Source organism: Thermocrinis ruber (assembly GCF_000512735.1).
Lineage (GTDB): Bacteria > Aquificota > Aquificia > Aquificales > Aquificaceae > Thermocrinis > Thermocrinis ruber.
In genome coordinates this window covers 338198-356431 of the sequence record NZ_CP007028.1, presented here as the reverse complement: position 1 = coordinate 356431, position 18234 = coordinate 338198, and the positions used below count along the sequence as shown (strand labels likewise).

Here is an 18234-nt window from a genome sequence, read left to right as displayed (position 1 = left end):
CCTATACGTTCAAATGTTTAGGTATTCCCTTAAATGTTTTGCACCGTCCCTGCTTGTTTTTATGGTGTCTGAAATATCTTGGAAGGTGATTAGAAATTTGCTCTGCTCTACTGACCTCATCTCTTTTATTTTTGCGAGGTTTACTAAATAGCTTCTGTGAACTCTGAAAAATCCTCTGTTTTTTAAGAGTTCCTCAAATTCATAAAGCTTCCTGCTGGAGAAATATTCCCTATCCTTTGTCTTTATGACCGTCTCAGAAAGTTCAGCTTTTATGTAGTAAATATCATCTGGTTTTAAAAGAACCACTTTGCTAAGATGCTTTACGGGTATGAGTATGTCTGTGCCGGTGGTAATGGTTGCTATCTTTGCGAGGTTTGATATTTTACTTTTTGTGCTTTTTATTTTGCTTAGCGCCTTTTCTACGTCCTCTTTTGTGAAGGGCTTTAAAAGGTAGTCTATTGCATTTACTTTGAAAGCTTCCAGCGCAAACTCTCCGTAAGCGGTTGTGAAGATTATGTATGGTGGCTCTTCCATCGTTTCTATCACTTCTTTTGCAATTTCTAAGCCTGTACCATCCGGAAGTTTAATGTCCAAAAACAGCACATCAATTTCTTTATCTTTTATCTCTGATAGGGCTTTTTCTTTGCTGTCTGCTTCTCCGATTATGTCAATGCCACCGATCTCTTTTAACAATCTCTTTAGTCTCTCCCTCGCTATCGGCTCGTCTTCTACTATAAAAGCTTTCATGAACCTGTCCTCCGTTTAAATTATGGACTTATACCCACCCAACCCATCACCACAAGTTTGTATCTTAGAAAAATATAAAACAGCCCTCCCACTGGGAGGGAGGGTAAGCTTTGGCATCTTTAACCAAATATTGCACCGCCGAACTTATGTCCAAGGTAGAACACAAGGCTAATGCCAATTATATGAACTATCCACCAGCCTATCCTTAGAAACCTAAAGGGCTCTGGTAGCATCATGGTTTTCACCTCCTTAAATGGGATTTACAGTTATACAAGATAGAGTAGGTGTAAAGTTTTGAAATGGAAGCTGTGTCGTTTTATGTGGTAGATTTTTAAGTTTGCATGTACGCGTTTAGTGGATAGTTTGGAAGTCTCAAATATGGGGGTAATTTCTCACCCGACGTATGGGTTTAAATATAAACCTCACTTTTCAAGCCATGGTTCGTACTCCATGATTTGTTCAAGGCTATAAGGACATTCTTGTGGAAAATCTCTTTCTGTTGGAATTCTTCCTTTGAAATAGAACTGAACCAACGCTTTGTTTCGTGGAAGCTTAAACCAATCTATTAACGCATGAACTCCCTCTTCCCATGCTTCTTGTAGGACCTCTTTCCCCTGAGCCTTTACTCTCAAGGATGGGTGTTTTCTAAAAATTCTTGCTACCTTTCTCCTGTGAGTATAAATAGTTTCTATCCAATCGTGTCCCATATCCTGACTATACCTAAAATTCTCCCACTTATACAGATGCTCCATAATTACCGCCATATAGCTAACCATAGCATCATAATGTCTTTGCCCCATATCCTCTATTTCCTCCAACAGGTTCTCCCAATCCACAAGGTCATACTCTTTGTTTTTGAGAAGCTTGAGGTTCTCCATTACCCACAGATAAAAATCCTTTTCGTATAGCTCTTTTAAGCTTTGGGTCGTTTGTTCCATAGGTTTTAAATATAAACCTTTCCTCTGTCTTACCTCACATTTTAAATTGTAGGATAAGACAACCCTTTGTGATCGTTTACAGAGGTTGTGAGTATGTAAGAGTATAAGGCAGGTGGTGAAGGGAAGGGATTACCTTACTTGCCTCCCTTTATGCCCATGTTGTGGGCTACAGCTTTTTTAGGAAAAGTCGTATATGGAACTAATTCCTCACCCGAGGTGTATAATAGTTACTATGACGAACTATCAAAGATGGCAAGGGATACAGGGTAAATCTTTCCTATCTCGGATTTTCTCTGCACGAGAAGTGAAGCATGGGTTGTCTATTTTTACCGATGAAGAAATTAACGCTATAGAAAATCTTATTACTGAACAAGATGGGAGACTTTATATTAGGTGTCAGATCACGGGCAGAGATAAAATTGCCAAACCCGAGGAAATTGTAAGACAACTTTGGATATATAGATTAATGAATAGATACAATTATCCAAGAGATAGAATACGTGTAGAAAGTCCTGTATATTTTGGTTCTTCTGCTGAACCAAGGTTTGCAGATATTGTAGTTCTTCATGAAGATTTAGAGCATCCTTACATAATTTTTGAAGTAAAAAGACCAAACAGGAGAGATGGATTAGAACAATTAAAGAGTTATTGTAATGCGCAAGGATCCCCAATTGGTGTGTGGTCTAATGGAAATGAAATCATACGGCTATATAAGGAGGAGCCAAATATATTTGTAGAAATTCCAGAAATACCTTCATACGGTCAAAGTTTGAGAGATATCTTAGCGCAAAGATGGACGATTAAATGGCTTGAAGAGCACGATGAATTAAAACAAGGTAAGACGACATTGAAAAAAATATTACTTGATTTAGAGGAACTTGTTTTAGGTAATGCTGGGGTTGATGTTTTTGAAGAAGTATTCAAACTGATTTACGCTAAGCTTTATGACGAATGGACAGGGCTTAATGACCCCTCGTATAAATTGGAATTTTTTGTTGGAGATAGAAGTCCAGCAGAAGTAAAAAGGGCGATAACAAATTTATTAGAAGGAGCAAAGAGAGAATGGCCTGGGATTTTTGAACCTACAGATAGAATTAAATTGAGAGACAATCATTTGAAAGTCTGCGTTTCTTTCTTAGAAAAGATAAAGCTATTTAATTCCAATTTACAAATTATTGATGAGGCCTTTGAGTATTTAATACCTCAGGTTTCCAAGAAGAAAGAGGGACAGTTTTTTACTCCCCGTCCCGTAATAGATATGGTTGTTAAAATGCTCAATCCTAAAGCCAATGAGTTCGTTATTGATCCTGCTTGTGGCTCTGGGGGGTTCCTTTTACATGCTGTGATGTGGGTTGCTGGGGGAATAATTAGCGGAAAACCTTTGCCTGAAAATGCAAGGAATTTTGCCCAAAATAAAATTTATGGAATTGATTTTAACGAAAAAGCAGTAAAAATAGCTAAGGCAATTAACCTAATAGTTGGAGATGGTAAATCGCATGTTTACAAAGACAATTCGTTAGCACCTCACACATGGAGTGATGAAACAAAATCTGGTCTAAGAGGTAGGCTCCTAAGGTTCCCTAGTGATTCCGTAAAAGATAGAGAAAATCAAGAGAAATTTTTATTCTTTGATTTTGATGTCTTGATGACAAACCCACCCTTTGCAGGCACGGTAAAAGAAAGAGATATACTAAGACTTTACAAACTCGCAGAGAAAAATGGCAAATTGGTAGATAAAATTGGTAGGCATATTCTTTTCTTGGAGCGTTCTTTACAATTTCTAAAACCCGGCGGAAGAATGGCTATTGTTTTGCCTCAGGGATTGTTGAATAATACAAGCGCTGAATATATCCGTAGATTTATTATTGAGGAGGCACGAATTTTAGCAGTCGTAGGCTTGCACGTCAACACTTTCAAACCTCACACAGGAACAAAAACAAGCGTTTTGTTCTTGCGTAAATATACCGAAGAAGAAAAACAAAAAATTCAACAAATAAGGCTTAAATATGAAGGCGAATGGGAAGAATTCTTGGAAAACCTGAAAGAAAAATATCAAAATTTAAGCTGGGATAGTCCGGTAGATGAAGAAGAAATACCAGAAGAATTAAGATCTTTTCTGGAAACCTATTTTGAAAATAGAGAAGAAATCGGGGAATTGCCTACAGAAGAAACCGAGGTTGAAGAAACAGACGCTACAGAAGAAAAAAACAGAGGAAAGAAACCCCTTGCAGTCTTAATTCAGGAGAAATCCGAATTAGAAGAAGTGTTGAGAGAAAAAGAGGAGGAACTACGAAGCGCAAAGGCAGGAAGGAAGGCAGAACTGAAAAAGGAAATTAAAGCATTACAAAAAAAGATAGACAAGCTTATAAAAGAGATCTCTCAAAGAACTTTAGCAGGACAAATAAGTTTAGTTTTAAATGATGAAAGGATTACAGAAGCTTTCAAAAAATACTGGCTTGACGGAAAAGTAATGAAAGAACTGGACTACCCTATATTCTTTGCTGTTAATGAAAAGCCAATAAAGGATGAAAGCGGAGAGTATAGATACAAGAAAAATCCTGACGGTTCTTTTGTTTTGGATGAGCACGGACACCCTGTTATTGACCATGATTTAGATGAAATAGCGGAGGCATTCATTAAATTTGCCAAAGAACAGTTAGCAAAAGGAGATAATCATTTTGACTTTTGGAGAGAAAAAGATGGCAGTATTTAGCATTGTGAAGTTATCGGAACTTGAAGGAGCAAAAAGACTTGATGCGGAGTATTATAAGCCAGAGTATTTGTGGATTAAGAGCCTACCTAACGCTGTGCCCTTACGAAAAATAACAAATGATGTACGATATGGTCTTTATGTAGAACCTGAATACAAAGAGGTAGGAATAAATTTCATCCGTGCTCTTAATCTATTATATTTTTGGATTGATGGTGAAATATTAAAAATTGAGGAAAATAAAGCGCCAGATGACTACAGATTAAATATAGGAGATTGTTTAATAGTTAGAAGTGGAGCTAATATAGGTTCAGTCGGTTTTGTATTTCCAATATTTCAGGGATCAACTTTTGGCTCCTACACGATTAAAATTTCATTCAATAAAATAAATCCTGCATACGGTGCTATTTTTCTGGCTTCTAAATATGGGTTATCTCAAGCTATTAGGCTGAAAACAGGCTCAGCGCAACTAAATCTAAATATTCCGAATATTTTACAAATAAAAGTCCCTGTTCTTTCTGAAGATGTACAAAAAGAAATTGAAAATATCGTATGGCAAGTTTATGAACTTCAACAGTTTTCTCGGTCAATCTACTCCCAAGCCGAAACTCTGCTTTTAGAAGAGCTCGGACTTAACGACTTCAAGCCAAAATATGAAAAAACATACACTGCCAAACTTTCCGATGCATTCTCAGCTCATAGAATAGATGCGGAATATTTCCAGCCTGCGTATGAGGAAGTAGTTAGGAAAATAAAAGAGTATCCAAACGGTTTTTCAAAATTGCTTAAGCATGTTGAAAACATTAAACCAAATTTTGATCCTACAAAATACCCAGACGAAGACTTTTGTTATGTAGAATTGGCAGATATAGACTCATCAATCGGAATAATTCATAGTGTAAATAAAGTAAAAGGAGGGGAAGCTCCCAGTAGGGCAAGAAGATTATTGAAAGAAGGAGATGTAATCGTCTCAAGCGTCGAAGGTTCGTTGGAAAAAGTCGCGTTAGTTGATAGAGAGCACGATACATGCTTAGCATCCACAGGTTTTTTCCAATTTAGACCTTTAGATATACTGCCTGAAGTTTTATTAGTTTTGTCAAAAACTATTATTCTACAATTACAATTAAAGAGATTGTGTTCGGGTACAATTTTAACGGCAGTTCCTAAAGAATCGTTAAGAGATATTATCATCCCTCTCCTCCCCCTCTCTATCCAGCAAGAAATTGCCTCATTAGTTCAGCAATCGCACGAAGCAAGAAAAAAGGCAAAGGAATTATTAGAAATAGCCAAGAGAGCAGTAGAAATTGCCATTGAAAATAGCGAAGCTGAAGCGTTGGATTATATTTCAAAACATGCTTAGGACAGCCCGCCAATTTGCTTTTGGAAACATCTCGCCAGCCTCTAGCTCTTATGTGTCAACTGTGGTAAGGTAAGGTATCATCTTAGGTTATAATACTACTTCGTGGAAATCTTAGAGGTTCCCATAGAGGAAGAGGTCAAGCAGTCCTACATAGACTACGCAATGTCTGTTATTGTGGGGAGGGCTATTCCTGATGTTAGGGATGGGCTAAAGCCTGTTCAGAGAAGAATACTCTACGCTATGCACGATATGGGGCTCACGCCCGACAAGGGCTTTGTGAAAAGTGCAAGGATAGTGGGTGCAGTTCTTGGACATTTCCATCCTCACGGAGATCAAGCAGTTTATGAGACCCTAGTTAGAATGGCTCAGGACTTTGTGATGAACTACCCGCTCATTATTGGGCAGGGGAACTTTGGCTCTATAGACGGAGACCCTCCCGCCGCTATGAGATACACAGAAGCAAAGCTCTCTAAGTATGCGGTCCTTATGTTGGAAGACATAGACAAGGACACGGTGGATTTTGTTCCCAACTTTGACGGTTCTACCCTTGAGCCTACGGTTCTTCCCTCCAAGTTTCCTAACCTTCTGTGCAACGGTGCCTCGGGCATAGCGGTAGGGCTTGCCACCTCTATACCTCCTCATAATCTCAAGGAAGTCTGCACTGCCCTGATAGAGCTCGCCAAAAATCCAGATATAGATACAAAGGAGATAATGAGATACATAAAAGGACCGGACTTTCCTACAGGGGGTGTGGTGGAAAATTACGATGAGCTTATAGAGTTCTACGAAAAGGGCAGGGGTCAAGTTAGAATAAGGGCAAAGGCGCACGTGGAAAAACTCTCCGGTGGCAGAGAGCAGATCGTCATAACGGAAATTCCCTATCAGGTCAATAAAGCGGAACTTATAAAGAGGATGGCGGAGCTTGTCCGGGAGGGAAAACTGAAGGAGATTTCGGACATAAGGGATGAGTCGGACAAAGAGGGACTAAGGATCGTGGTGGAGCTAAAGAGAGATGCGGACGGTTCAAAGGTTTTGGAAAAGCTCTACAAATACACACAACTACGGAAGAACTTTCCAATAAACTTTGTAGTTCTAATAAACGGAGAACCAAAGCAGGTTGGCATAAAGACATTGCTCTACGAATTCTTCCGCCACCGCCTGGAAGTCATTCACAGAAGGTCCAAGTACTATCTCAAAAAGGCTGAGGAAAGGCTTCATATAGTGAAGGGACTTTTAATAGCCCTTGCCCACTTGGACCAGGTGATCCAAGATATCAAAAGCTCCAAGGATACACAGGAGGCAAAGGAAAAACTCATTAAAAAGTACTCTTTGACAGAAGCTCAGGCGAACGCAGTTTTGGACCTGAGGCTCCAAAGACTGACTTCTTTGGAAAGGCAAAAGCTTGAGGAGGAAGAAAAAGAACTTTTAGAGAAGATAGAGTACTACACAAGGTTGGTGGAAAGCGAAGAGGAGAAGATCAAGGTCTTTATAGAGGAAATGTCCAATCTATCTGAGAGCTTTCCTGCGGTTAGAAGAACCTTCGTGGAAGGTGTTGGGGGTGAGCAAAGAACGGGCAGTATAACGGTGGTTGTTTTTTCTGACGGCAAGGTGATGCCTTTAACGGAGATAGAAGAGGGAGAGGTGGTCAATATTCTGGATGTGCCCTTTGATGATGGGCTATTTATGGTTTCAAACAGGGGAAGAGTCTATTGGGTGGCTGGGCTTCAAGCCCTTCAGGGGAGCAAGGTATCCTTTAAGGAACCCGAAGAACGCCTTGTGGGTGCCTTTGTTAGGTCTCAGGCAGCGGACAGACTGCTTTTGGCAACCTCAGAGGGTTATGTGAAAAAGATACCCTTGGTGGATTTTGAATACAAAGCCCAGGGAACTAACATCATCAAGCTAACAGAAGATCAAGGGGATGTGGTAAAGGTCCTGCAGTCTCCGGAGGAAGGAGACCTCCTGATCTTTACCAAGATGGGTAAAATCCTAAGGTTCCCTGTGGCAGAGATCTCACCCGCCACCATCGGCTCCAAGGGGGTGGTAGGCATAAAGTTAGACAGAGGGGACAAGGTGGTGGGCATGAGGGTTATAAGAGGGGAAAAGTTCCTGTTGATAATAACGGAAAAGGGAACGGTGCAAAAAATGGTTTCTGAGTATGTACCAAGAAAATCAAGGGGTAGCAAGGGTTTATCTATTCTCACCAGGGAGAGACTTGTGGATATCTTGCCCTTAGGGGAAGGGCAGTTCTTAGACCTTATGTTGATAACTCAAGAGGGTAGCGTTTTCTATGATAGAGTTAGGGAGGAAGAGTTGCCCTTAAACAAGGCCCAAAAGAGGTGGGACGGTAAGATCGTTAAAGTGGTGATAAAATAATACTTTTAAGGAGGTCAAGATGATAAGCGCAGAGCTTGTAAAACAACTTAGAGAAATGACCGGTGCTGGTATGTTGGAATGTAAAAAGGCTTTGGAAGAAGCCCAGGGGGACATAGAAAAGGCTAAGGAGATTCTAAGGATCAAGGGGCTTGCCAAGGCGGAAAAGAAAGCGGGCAGAGAAACAAAAGAGGGTATAGTTCAAACTTATGTCTCCGAGGATAGAAAGGTGGGTGTTATATTGGAGCTGAACTGCGAGACGGACTTTGTGGCAAGGAACGAGCAGTTTGTGGAGCTCTCTTTGCACTTGGCAAAGCACATCGCAAGCCTTAAAGAAAATGCCAGCAAGTCTGGTAGCTTTGAGGATATAGCCCAGCAACCTTATTACGCAGACAACACCCAAAAGGTGGAAGACGTTGTTAAGTCTGCCATAGCCCGGATCGGGGAGAACATAAGGCTCAGCCGGTGGGCAAGGTTTGACGCAGAGGGTTATGTGCATGCCTACGTGCACGGTATAGGTAGGGTGGGCGTTTTGATGGAATATAAGGCGGATAGGATCTCAGATGATGTGCTAAGGCTAGCCCAAGACATTATCCTTCAGATTGCAGCTATGAAGCCAGAGTTCGTCAGTGTAGAAGCCATTCCTTCAGAGGTTTTGGAGAGGGAGAGGAGAATACTGGCAGAGCAAACCCGCCAGGAGGGCAAGCCAGAGCACATGATAGACAGGATCGTGGAGGGTAAGCTAAAGAAGTTTTACCAAGAGAAGGTGCTTTTGGAACAGCCCTTCATAAAGGATGAGAAGAAATCGGTTAAGCAGTATATCTCTGAGAGCGGACTAAACTTTGAGGTGGTTAGGTTTGTCCGGTTTGAAGTAGGCTCCGCCTGATGGAAGTCCGATACAAGCGGGTCCTTTTAAAACTCTCTGGAGAAGCCTTTGCGGGGGACCGGGGCTATGGCATTGACCCAAACTTTTTGGAGTATATAACCGCAGAGATAAAGAGCTTGGTGGATGAGGGTGTACAGTTGGCGGTGGTTATTGGTGGGGGAAACATATTCAGAGGTATCACGGGCTTGGAAATAGGCATAGATAGGGCTACGGGAGACTATATGGGTATGCTGGCAACGGTAATAAACGCATTAGCCCTCCAGTCAGCCCTGGAAAGGCTGGGGGGAATTCCTACCCGGGTGCTCTCTGCCATAGAAATGCGTCAAGTGGCGGAACCATACATAAGACGAAGGGCAATAAGGCATTTGGAAAAGGGCAGGGTGGTGATCTTTGCTGCGGGCACAGGAAATCCCTTTTTCTCCACCGATACTGCGGGTGCCCTCAGGGCTGCGGAAATATCTGCCCAGCTTTTTATAAAGGCTACAAAGGTGGATGGCATATACACCGACGACCCAGTAAAAAATCCGCAGGCGGAGTTCATAGACGAGATATCCTACTTGGAGACCATAAACAGAGGGATCAGAGTCATGGACCATACCGCCCTTACCCTGTGTATGGAAAACAAAATTCCCATTTTGGTGCTCAACATAAACAAGCCGGGCAACCTGCTGAAGGCTGTGAGGGGAGAAAGGATTGGCTCTTTGATCAGATAAGCATCTCTTCTATGCTCCTTCTTGTCTCCTGAACGATCTCTTCTAAGCCCTTTCCCTCTGGGTAGATGGGCTTTCCAAAGATTACCTTTATCTTTTTAGGCTTTGGAAACCTGTCCCTTATGGACATGGATGCATAAGTGCCAATTATGGCGGTGGGAACCACTGGAACTTTAAGCACTTTGCTAAGTATGGCGAAACCCTTTTTAAAGGGCAATAGGTTTCCGTCTCTTGTCCTTGCACCCTCGGGGAAGATAACCACGTTTTTGCCCATTCTCAAAAGCCATGCGGTCCTTTCCATGGAGTCCTTTACCTTTTTTTGTAGGTCTATGGGCACCACATGGGCGAGCTTACCAAAGGTGGAGGTTATGGGATTCCTAAAGTACTCTTCCGCTCCCAAAAAGTAGGTATTGACCGCCACAGAGGTGGGCAGAGCACTTGCTAAAACAAAGCCATCCAAGTAGCTGGCATGATTGGGGGCGATTATAAAGGGTTGCGGGGGAAGATTTTCTAAACCCTCTACCTGCAGGGAGTTGTATAGCTTGAAAAAGAGCCTGAGGGTGTATAATCCTGCCAAGAAGATGGGTTGGTTGTGGTAGGGGACGTAGGGCTGTGCAGAGAGCAAGATCTTTTCCCAGTTGATCTCTTCCCACTGGACCCTTTGCTTTTGACCTTGCACAAAGTTCAAAAGTTCTCCTACTGTGGGATAGAGGGAGAGTTCCTCTTCCTTTATCTTTATCCCAAAATTGGATTCCAAAAAAGCCAAAAGCTCCACCTTTGCCAAAGAGTCCAAGCCCAGGTCTAACTCCAAGTGGTGGGACAGCTTTACCTCCCTACCGGAGAGGGAGGAGAGAAAGTCTATCAAAAGCTTGCCCTCTTGGTCTAAGGGCTTTGGCTCTTCGGTCTTTTCTTCCTTTTTGATTTCTAAGCTCTTATAAAGCTGTGGTAATAAAAACCTTCTGAGCTTTCCAAGGCGCGTTTTTGGTAGCTCTTGGGGAGAAATTTTAAAGCCCACAACCCTTTTCCAAGGGGGAAGCCTTCTGTTTACCTTATCTACCACCTCCCACCTTATGTACTCTTCCAAGTTTAAAAGCTTTAGTTCCTTTGCCTTCTCAAAATCGGGATGGATCAGGGCATACAGCATGCCGTCCATTTCCAAAACTCCCACCTCTTTGACCACAGGGCTTTCCTTCAAAAACTCTGCCTCTAACTCTTCGGGGTTTACGTTCTTTCCACCCGCTAAAACGATCAGCTCCTTTTTTCTGCCAGTGATGTAAAGGTATCCCTCCTCGTCCAAGTAGCCCAAGTCCCCAGTCAAAAGCCAACCTCCCTTAAAGGCTTTTTTTGTCTCCTCCTCCTTTTTGTAGTATCCCTGCATGACATTGGGACCTTTTACTAAAATTTCTCCGTCCTCTGCGATCTTTACTTCCACGCCCTCTATGGGCAATCCCACAGAGCCAAGCTTTACTTTTTGGGGTGGGTTAAAGCTAACGATGGGAGAGGTTTCCGTCAGCCCGTAACCCTCCAAAACCACAAAGCCAAGCCGGTCAAAGAACTTGGCAGTTTCTAAGGGCAACTTTGCACCACCGCTTACCATATAACGGAGCTTACCTCCAAAGGCTTTATGAACTTTTTTAAAGAGCAACCTCCTGGTCCTTCTGCCCATAACTCCACCCAGGCTAAAGAGCAATCTACCCAAAGGGTTTTTCTCTATCCTCTCTTTTAGCCTCTGATGAAGGACCTGATAAAGCCTTGGAACGCCTATTAGGATGGTGATGGAGTGCTTGCGTAGTGTTTCCATGAGGGCTTCTGAGCTGAGCTTTTCCAAAAATACCACGGTGGCACCCAAGTATAGGGGCAAAAGCAAAGACACCACAAGAGGGTAAGAGTGATGAAAGGGCAACAGGGCTATGGTGCTGTCTTCTTTTGATGCTACCTTTAGGCGTTCCACTCCGTGAAGGTTGGAGATAATGTTTTTAAAGCTGAGCATTACGCCCTTTGGCTCACCGGTGGTGCCGGAGGTGTAAAGGATCAGGGCGGTGTCCTTAAAGCTCCTGCTCATAACCTTCTCTACGGGGTTCGGAGGCACCACACGGTCAAGGTTGAGAACAAAAGTCTTTAAATCCAAAGATGAAAGGGCTTGGTGCACGCTTTCTTCCGTTTTGTTAGAGCAAACAACAAAGGTAGGCTCCGTCTCTCTGAGTATGTATTCCAGCTCCTTTGGAGAGGACATAAAATCTACAGGAACCGCAATGCCTCCCCTTTGCCATATGCCGTAGAGGGCATAAACCCACTCGGGTCTGTTTTCCGCACAGATAACTACCCTTTCTCCGGGCAGTATGTCCAAATACCGGGCATAAGCCTTAGTTCCTTCAATGAGCTCTGCGTAGCTAATTTCCGTGTCTTTGTATATTAGGGCGGTCTTTCCGTGGTCCTTGGGAAGGGGGATAACTATCTTTTCCTCAAGGTATATCTGCATTAGGATTTTTCTTCTTCTTTTTCCCTGTGATAACCGCTTATGTATTCCTTCAGGATCGTGATCCGCGTGTTGGCATCCACCTTCAGGGAAACGGTATCCTCTCCCACCTCTACCACCGTACCTATGATTCCAGAGGAGGTTACCACCCTATCTCCCTTTTTGAGCTTGGCTAAAAACTCCTGGTGCTTTTTTCTTGCCTTCTGCTGGGGTCTTATGAGCAAGAAGTAAAAGAGGGCAAAGAGGAAGAGAATGAAAAATAGCTGAAAGAGTAAAGCAGACCATGGGCTTGAACCATGAGGAGCAGAGCTCTGGGCAAAGGCAAAGTCCAACATCTCATTCCTCCTTTATCTGTTCTATCTTTTCCAACACCTGTTTTTTAAAGTCCTCAGAGAGCTCTTCCTTTGAGGAAAAGATATAGCTTCCCTCCTTTTCCAAGACCATTGCCAGAAGTTTTAGTCCCTTTACCTCCGCCTCAAGGGTCTCCCGGGTGGTTCTGTCTAAATACTTTTTTATACTTTCTGGGTCCGAAAAATCCACCTGCAGGTCTATGATCTCTAAATCCTCTATGTCTCCGTCTTCGGGCACGTAAAGGTTATAAATTCTGTACTCTCCAGCATCTTGCTTTATATGGCTAAAGAGCTCTTCTATGTAAAGCCTTTTTTGATGTCTTACGCTCATGGTTTTTATTTTAACCTAACCCTGCGGACATATATCATAAGCAGGCTTTAAAAAGACCGCACCCAAGGGTGGGAGGGTCAAAGAGAGGGAATACTGCCTCCCGTGAAAGGGAACATCCTCTGCCATCACCCTGCCCATGTTTCCTATGTTGGCACCGCCGTATAGCTCCGAGTCTGAGTTGAAAACCTCCAACCAGAGCCCGCCCTTTGGCACACCCACACGGTAGTTATATCTTTGCACGGGCGTGAAGTTCAAAACCACCAGAACCATCTCTCCAGACTTTGACTTTCTCAAAAAGGAGATCACACTCTGCTCATAATCGGAAAAATCCACCCACTCAAAGCCTGCCGGGTCGCAGTCCAGCTCATGAAGGGCTCTTTCTTTTCGGTAAAGCTCGTTCAAATCCTTCACGAGCCTCTGCACTCCTCTGTGGGGGAAGTATTCCAAAAGGTGCCAATCTAAGCTCTGATTGTGGTCCCACTCCCTCCACTGTCCAAACTCTCCACCCATAAAGAGCAGTTTCTTTCCAGGAAAGGCATACATGTAAGAGAACAAAAGCCTAAGGTTGGCAAACTTTTGCCAGTCATCCTTGGGCATCTTTCCCAGAAGGGAGCCCTTGCCATGGACTACCTCATCGTGGGAAAGGGGCAGGACAAAGTTTTCAGAAAAGGCATACCAAACGCTAAAGGTTAGCTTGTCGTGATAGTATTTTCTGTATATGGGGTCCTTGGAAAAGTAAAAGAGGGTGTCGTTCATCCATCCCATGTTCCACTTGTAGCCAAAGCCAAGACCTCCCATGTATGTGGGTTTGCTAACCATGGGCCATGCGGTGGATTCCTCCGCGAAGGTGTGAATGTCCGGAAAGTCCCTGTATAGAGTTTCGTTTAGCTTTCTCAAAAACTCTATGGCTTCCAAGTTTTCCTTTCCACCGTAGATGTTGGGGACCCACTCGGTGCGGGAATAGTCCAAGTACAGCATGGAAGCTACCGCATCCACCCTTAACCCATCCGCATGATATACATCTATCCAAAAGTGGGCACTGCTGAGCAGAAAGGACCTGACCTCTCCCTTTGAGTAATCAAAGACGAAACTTTTCCAATCGGGATGCCATCTTTTCCTCCAGTCCTCGTACTCATAAAGGTGGGTACCGTCAAAGAAAGCCAAGCCGTGCTCGTCGGTAGGAAAGTGGGAAGGCACCCAATCAAGGATCACTCCAATGCCCCTTTGGTGGAGGCTGTCTATTAGATACATCAAGTCCTGAGGTGTTCCATACCGAGAGGTGGGTGCAAAGTAGTTGGTAATCTGATAACCCCAGGAGCCATAAAAGGGATGTTCCATAATGGGTAAAAATTCCACATGGCTAAAGCCCATCTCCTTCACATACTCGCCTAGCCAATAGGCAAGTTCCCAATAGTGCAAGGACCGATTTTGATCTTCGGGCACCCTCCTCCAAGAGCCCAAATGCACTTCGTAAATGCTAACCGGTGCGTGATAGTCAATGTGCCTTCCCCTCTCCTTCATCCACTTATCATCCTGCCAGTTGTAGCTAAGGTCCCACACGATAGACGCATTGCCGGGTGGTTGCTCGCAGAAAAAGGCAAAGGGGTCTGATTTTTCCCTGCCCACTCCGTCAGCACCCACCACAAAGTATTTGTATTTACAGCCCTTCCAAACACCGGGCACAAAGAGCTCCCATATGCCAGATGGATCTGGACGCCTTTTCATTGGGTAGGAAAACTTGTCCCAACCGTTGAAGTCTCCAAAGACATAAACTTCCCTTGCGGAAGGTGCCCAGACTGCAAAATGGCACCCACCCTCTATCAGATGGGCTCCAAGCTTTCTATAAAGCCTTGTGTGGGTGCCCTCTTTAAAGAGGTATACGTCGTAGTCAGTTATGGGAGAGTAAAAAGCCATTAATCAGAGAGCACCGCTCCCTTTGACGCACTCTGGACGAACTTCACATACCTTCTGAGCCACCTACTTTTTATCTCCTTCTGCTTGGGCACAAAGTTTTTGAGCCTCTCTTGGAACTCCTCCTCAGAGATCAAGAGCTCTATCCTTCTGCCCGGTATGTCTATGAGGATCTCGTCGCCGTCCTTGACTATGCCTATGGGACCGCCCGCAGCCGCCTCTGGGGATATGTGTCCCACGCAGGCACCACGCGTACCACCGGAGAACCTTCCGTCGGTGATTAGGGCTACCTTGTCCCCCAAGCCCATACCCATGATGGCGGACGTGGGAGAGAGCATCTCCCTCATGCCCGGACCACCTTTTGGACCTTCATACCTTATAACCACCACATGCCCCGGTTTGACCTTGCCGGACATGATACCCTCTATGGCGGATTCCTCCGAGTCAAAGCATATGGCTTTTCCTTTAAAGACGAGCATGCTTTCCACTACGCCCGCCGTTTTCACCACCGCACCCTCCGGTGCCAGATTGCCAAAGAGTATAGCAAGCCCACCCTCTTTGGAGTATGGGCTCTCTATCCTTCTTATTACCTCTCCGTCTGCGTCCGGTGCAGATTCTGCGATCTCCCTAAGGGTCTTTCCGCTTACCGTCATTTGGTCCGGATGGGGCAAATACCCACCCCTGATCATCTCCTTGAGAAGGGCAGGAATACCACCCACTCTATCTAGATCTTCAATGTGATAGTGGGAAGCTGGGGATATTTTACACAAAGTGGGCGTTCTCTTGGATATTTCGTTTATACGGTTCAGGTCGTAGTCTATACCCGCTTCGTTGGCTATTGCCAGAAGGTGTAAAACTGTGTTGGTGGAACCGCCCATGGCTATATCCACCGCAAAGGCATTATCAAAGGCTTCTACGGTAAGAATATCCCTTGGCCTTATGTCCTTTTCCAATAGCTCCATTATCTTCCTTGCTGCAGTCCTTGCCAGTAGTTCCCTCCTTGGGTCTACCGCAGGAATGGTGCCGTTGCCGGGTAGTCCAAGACCCAAAACCTCAGTTATGCAGTTCATGGAGTTAGCGGTAAACATTCCCGAACAGCTACCACAGGTGGGGCATGCAGATTGCTCTATGACCTTTAACTGTCCCTCGTCAATCTTTCCGGCTTTTAGCTGTCCTATACCCTCAAAGACGCTTATTAGGTCCACCTTTTTGCCGTTGACCTCACCCGCCAGCATAGGACCACCGCTTATGAAGATGGTGGGAATGTTTAACCTCGCAGCGGCCATAAGCATTCCGGGGACAATTTTGTCGCAGTTGGGTATGCATATTAGTGCGTCAAGCTGATGGGCTTCTACCACCGTTTCTATAGAGTCTGCGATCAGTTCCCTTGAGGGCAAGGAGTAATGCATGCCATAGTGTCCCATGGCAATGCCATCATCCACCCCGATCACGTTGAACTCTATGGGCACACCGCCCGCCTTTCGCACCTCTTCCTTGATGGGTTCCACAAACTCCCTAAGATGCACATGACCGGGGATTATGTCTATGTATGAGTTTGCTATACCAATGAGTGGCTTGTCAAAATCCTCGTCGGTAAGCCCACAGGCCCTAAGCAGAGCCCTATGTGGAGCCCTCTCTATACCCTTTTTAACCTTGTCGCTTCTCATGTAGATAAGTATAAATTAACTCTTCAAGGTTGCAACCTTCTTTAACTTGAACCCTCTCTCCCTTTTCTGGCATCTCTAAAAAGATTTCCAAAGCATGGCATGGTTTGTAGTTCAAGGCTTCTTGGTAAAACTCTTGGGCTTGGCTTTCTTGCCCCAAGGCTAAGTTTGTTAGCGCAAGCAAAAGATATTTTTCGTAGCAATCTTCGGCGAGCATGAGCCATTTGGTAGCCTCTAAATATCTAAACTCGGTTATGTACCTAACTCCCACCCAAAAAGGGTCTTTTTCTCCCAAAAGGTCTCCTTTGCTCAGTTTTTTCCCATCTTTGTGTATAACAATCCGGAACTTTACCCGCATGTTAAAAATCTAAATCGTAGTCATCGGGAGAAAACTCTTCTTCTTCTGTTTCTTCCGGCTCGTAGGGTTCCACCCTCTTTGTGCCAGAGTATGTGGGAGAGAGGGACTTGAACATAGTGGTGTCTTTTATAAAGGCAAGCTTTACTATGCCGGTAGGACCTTGGCGCTGTTTTGCCACGATTATCTCCGCTATACCCTCCTCCTCTGGAGAGGGGTTCTTCTTGTAATACTCGGGTCTGTGGATGAAGATAATTAGGTCCGCATCCTGTTCAATCTGTCCGCTTTCCCTTAGGTCTGCCAGCTGTGGGCGTTTGTCGCTTCTGTGCTCAACCTGACGGGAAAGCTGGGCGAGGGCTACCACAGGAACCTCAAGTTCTTTTGCAAGGGCTTTCAGGTTCCTTGATATTTCCGCAACCTCCTCTTGACGGGAGCTTCTCCGGTGGGGTGGTCTGAGAAGCTGCAAGTAATCCACAAAGATGATCTCCACACCCTTCTCCTTCTTTAACTTCCTGCTTTTGATCCTTAGCTCGGTAGTGGAGAGTGTAGGATTGTCATCTATGTATATATCCCTTGAAGAGAGCTCCAAAGCTGCGTTTAGTAGCTTTCCCCAATCTTCCTCTGATATAAAACCCTTTCTTATGTTTTGAAGCCCTACACCCGAAAGCATAGAAAGCATTCTCATTACAAGCTGTTCCCTACTCATTTCTAGGGAGAATATGGCCAACGGCACCTTTTCTTCAAAGGCAAGGTTAAGAACCATAGAGAGCATAAAGCTACTTTTGCCCATCCCGGGTCTTGCGGCAACTATCACAAGGTCCGAAGGATGAAAGCCTGTGGTTAGCATATCAAGGTCTATAAAACCTGAGGGTAGACCGGTGATTACTTTCTCCTCGTTTTTTCTCTTCTCAATGATCTCCAAAACTTCGTTGGCTACCTCTTTTATGTGATAGTATCCGCTTATCTGGGTCTTCTCGGATATTTCATAAAGCTTTTGGGTTGTCCTTTCCACCAAAAGATTAAGGTCGGGAGATTCTTGGACATTCTTCAGGATCTCAATGGACAGGTCTATCAGTCTCCTTAAGCCTGCCTTTTCCTTTACGCTGTTTATTGCTTCAAAGAGCAGTGGTCCCTCTGCTGCCTCTTGGGCTAAGGCATACACCAAATCCATACTAATCTTGTCATGAAGTCCAGACTTTATCAGGTAATTCCTTAGAACAATGTCATCCCAATCTTTCCCTTTATCTTCCCACACCTTGTAAAGCAAAGAAAACAGTAGCCTGTGAGTTTCAAAGTAAAAGTCCTCCTCACGAAGATACTCAAGGACGGTGGGAATGTTGTCAGGGTCTTTGATCATAGCACCCAATACTGCCCTTTCTGCTAGCTCGTCGGTGGGGTATTCGGGTAGCTCCATGGTGGAAGATAT

The 18234-nt window shown here is 44.3% G+C and carries 14 protein-coding genes; 5 read left to right on the top strand and 9 right to left on the bottom strand.

The window, feature by feature from the left end; genetic code table 11:
* Positions 1 to 9: 9 nt before the first annotated feature.
* The gene (locus THERU_RS01910) at positions 10 to 747 is read right to left on the bottom strand and encodes a LytR/AlgR family response regulator transcription factor (protein WP_025305597.1); all 738 of its coding nucleotides are present in this window, start codon (positions 745 to 747) and stop codon (positions 10 to 12) included.
* Between the two features lie 422 nt (positions 748 to 1169).
* Positions 1170 to 1685 carry a DUF29 domain-containing protein gene (locus tag THERU_RS01905; protein WP_025305596.1) on the bottom strand — a complete coding sequence of 172 codons (516 nt, stop codon included), beginning with the start codon at positions 1683 to 1685 and terminating at the stop codon, positions 1170 to 1172.
* A gap of 232 nt (positions 1686 to 1917) precedes the next feature.
* Here THERU_RS01905 and THERU_RS01900 point away from each other — a divergent pair, with 232 nt between their 5' ends.
* The 5 genes from THERU_RS01900 (at position 1918) to pyrH (ending at position 9724) form a co-directional block, all read left to right on the top strand.
* Complete coding sequence (locus tag THERU_RS01900) at positions 1918 to 4398, top strand: type I restriction-modification system subunit M (protein ID WP_025305595.1); 2481 nt, start codon at positions 1918 to 1920, stop codon at positions 4396 to 4398.
* On the top strand, positions 4385 to 5755 hold the full coding sequence (locus THERU_RS01895) for a restriction endonuclease subunit S (RefSeq protein WP_025305594.1): 1371 nt from the start codon (positions 4385 to 4387) through the stop codon (positions 5753 to 5755). The genes THERU_RS01900 and THERU_RS01895 overlap by 14 nt, the downstream gene beginning before the upstream one ends.
* Before the next feature lie 102 nt (positions 5756 to 5857).
* Positions 5858 to 8128 carry a DNA gyrase/topoisomerase IV subunit A gene (locus THERU_RS01890; protein ID WP_025305593.1) on the top strand — a complete coding sequence of 757 codons (2271 nt, stop codon included), beginning with the start codon at positions 5858 to 5860 and terminating at the stop codon, positions 8126 to 8128.
* 19 nt (positions 8129 to 8147) lie between these two features.
* Entirely contained in the window at positions 8148 to 9011 is an 864-nt protein-coding gene (tsf, locus tag THERU_RS01885) for a translation elongation factor Ts (protein ID WP_025305592.1), read from the top strand.
* The gene (gene pyrH / locus THERU_RS01880; protein WP_025305591.1) at positions 9011 to 9724 is read left to right on the top strand and encodes a UMP kinase; all 714 of its coding nucleotides are present in this window, start codon (positions 9011 to 9013) and stop codon (positions 9722 to 9724) included. Before tsf ends, pyrH begins: the two co-directional genes overlap by 1 nt.
* Here pyrH and THERU_RS01875 read toward each other — a convergent pair.
* From THERU_RS01875 to dnaB, 7 genes are read right to left on the bottom strand one after another with little or no spacing between them, the layout of a single operon-like run.
* Entirely contained in the window at positions 9717 to 12200 is a 2484-nt protein-coding gene (locus tag THERU_RS01875; RefSeq protein ID WP_025305590.1) for an AMP-binding protein, read from the bottom strand. The genes pyrH and THERU_RS01875 overlap by 8 nt on opposite strands.
* Positions 12200 to 12532 carry a preprotein translocase subunit YajC gene (gene yajC / locus THERU_RS01870; protein WP_025305589.1) on the bottom strand — a complete coding sequence of 111 codons (333 nt, stop codon included), beginning with the start codon at positions 12530 to 12532 and terminating at the stop codon, positions 12200 to 12202. Before yajC ends, THERU_RS01875 begins: the two co-directional genes overlap by 1 nt.
* Before the next feature lies 1 nt (position 12533).
* Positions 12534 to 12878, bottom strand: coding sequence for a hypothetical protein (locus THERU_RS01865; protein WP_025305588.1), 345 nt, complete (start codon positions 12876 to 12878; stop codon positions 12534 to 12536).
* Positions 12879 to 12893: 15 nt separating this feature from the next.
* Positions 12894 to 14792, bottom strand: a complete 1899-nt coding sequence (gene glgB, locus THERU_RS01860; protein WP_025305587.1) for a 1,4-alpha-glucan branching protein GlgB — start codon at positions 14790 to 14792, stop codon at positions 12894 to 12896.
* Positions 14792 to 16456 carry a dihydroxy-acid dehydratase gene (ilvD, locus tag THERU_RS01855; RefSeq protein ID WP_025305586.1) on the bottom strand — a complete coding sequence of 555 codons (1665 nt, stop codon included), beginning with the start codon at positions 16454 to 16456 and terminating at the stop codon, positions 14792 to 14794. The genes glgB and ilvD overlap by 1 nt, the downstream gene beginning before the upstream one ends.
* Complete coding sequence (locus THERU_RS01850; protein ID WP_025305585.1) at positions 16437 to 16811, bottom strand: hypothetical protein; 375 nt, start codon at positions 16809 to 16811, stop codon at positions 16437 to 16439. Before THERU_RS01850 ends, ilvD begins: the two co-directional genes overlap by 20 nt.
* Before the next feature lies 1 nt (position 16812).
* The gene (gene dnaB, locus THERU_RS01845) at positions 16813 to 18222 is read right to left on the bottom strand and encodes a replicative DNA helicase (protein WP_038532007.1); all 1410 of its coding nucleotides are present in this window, start codon (positions 18220 to 18222) and stop codon (positions 16813 to 16815) included.
* Positions 18223 to 18234: the final 12 nt, after the last annotated feature.

Excerpts from the sequence above, each read along its gene's own strand:
- THERU_RS01895 (WP_025305594.1), top strand. The coding sequence starts at position 4,385 with ATGGCAGTATTTAGCATTGTGAAGTTATCGGAACTTGAAGGAGCAAAA.
- tsf (WP_025305592.1), top strand. The coding sequence starts at position 8,148 with ATGATAAGCGCAGAGCTTGTAAAACAACTTAGAGAAATGACCGGTGCT.
- THERU_RS01865 (WP_025305588.1), bottom strand. The coding sequence starts at position 12,878 with ATGAGCGTAAGACATCAAAAAAGGCTTTACATAGAAGAGCTCTTTAGC.
- THERU_RS01910 (WP_025305597.1), bottom strand. The coding sequence starts at position 747 with ATGAAAGCTTTTATAGTAGAAGACGAGCCGATAGCGAGGGAGAGACTA.
- ilvD (WP_025305586.1), bottom strand. The coding sequence starts at position 16,456 with ATGAGAAGCGACAAGGTTAAAAAGGGTATAGAGAGGGCTCCACATAGG.
- THERU_RS01850 (WP_025305585.1), bottom strand. The coding sequence starts at position 16,811 with ATGCGGGTAAAGTTCCGGATTGTTATACACAAAGATGGGAAAAAACTG.
- THERU_RS01905 (WP_025305596.1), bottom strand. The coding sequence starts at position 1,685 with ATGGAACAAACGACCCAAAGCTTAAAAGAGCTATACGAAAAGGATTTT.
- dnaB (WP_038532007.1), bottom strand. The coding sequence starts at position 18,222 with ATGGAGCTACCCGAATACCCCACCGACGAGCTAGCAGAAAGGGCAGTA.
- pyrH (WP_025305591.1), top strand. The coding sequence starts at position 9,011 with ATGGAAGTCCGATACAAGCGGGTCCTTTTAAAACTCTCTGGAGAAGCC.
- THERU_RS01875 (WP_025305590.1), bottom strand. The coding sequence starts at position 12,200 with ATGCAGATATACCTTGAGGAAAAGATAGTTATCCCCCTTCCCAAGGAC.
- glgB (WP_025305587.1), bottom strand. The coding sequence starts at position 14,792 with ATGGCTTTTTACTCTCCCATAACTGACTACGACGTATACCTCTTTAAA.
- THERU_RS01900 (WP_025305595.1), top strand. The coding sequence starts at position 1,918 with ATGACGAACTATCAAAGATGGCAAGGGATACAGGGTAAATCTTTCCTA.
- yajC (WP_025305589.1), bottom strand. The coding sequence starts at position 12,532 with ATGTTGGACTTTGCCTTTGCCCAGAGCTCTGCTCCTCATGGTTCAAGC.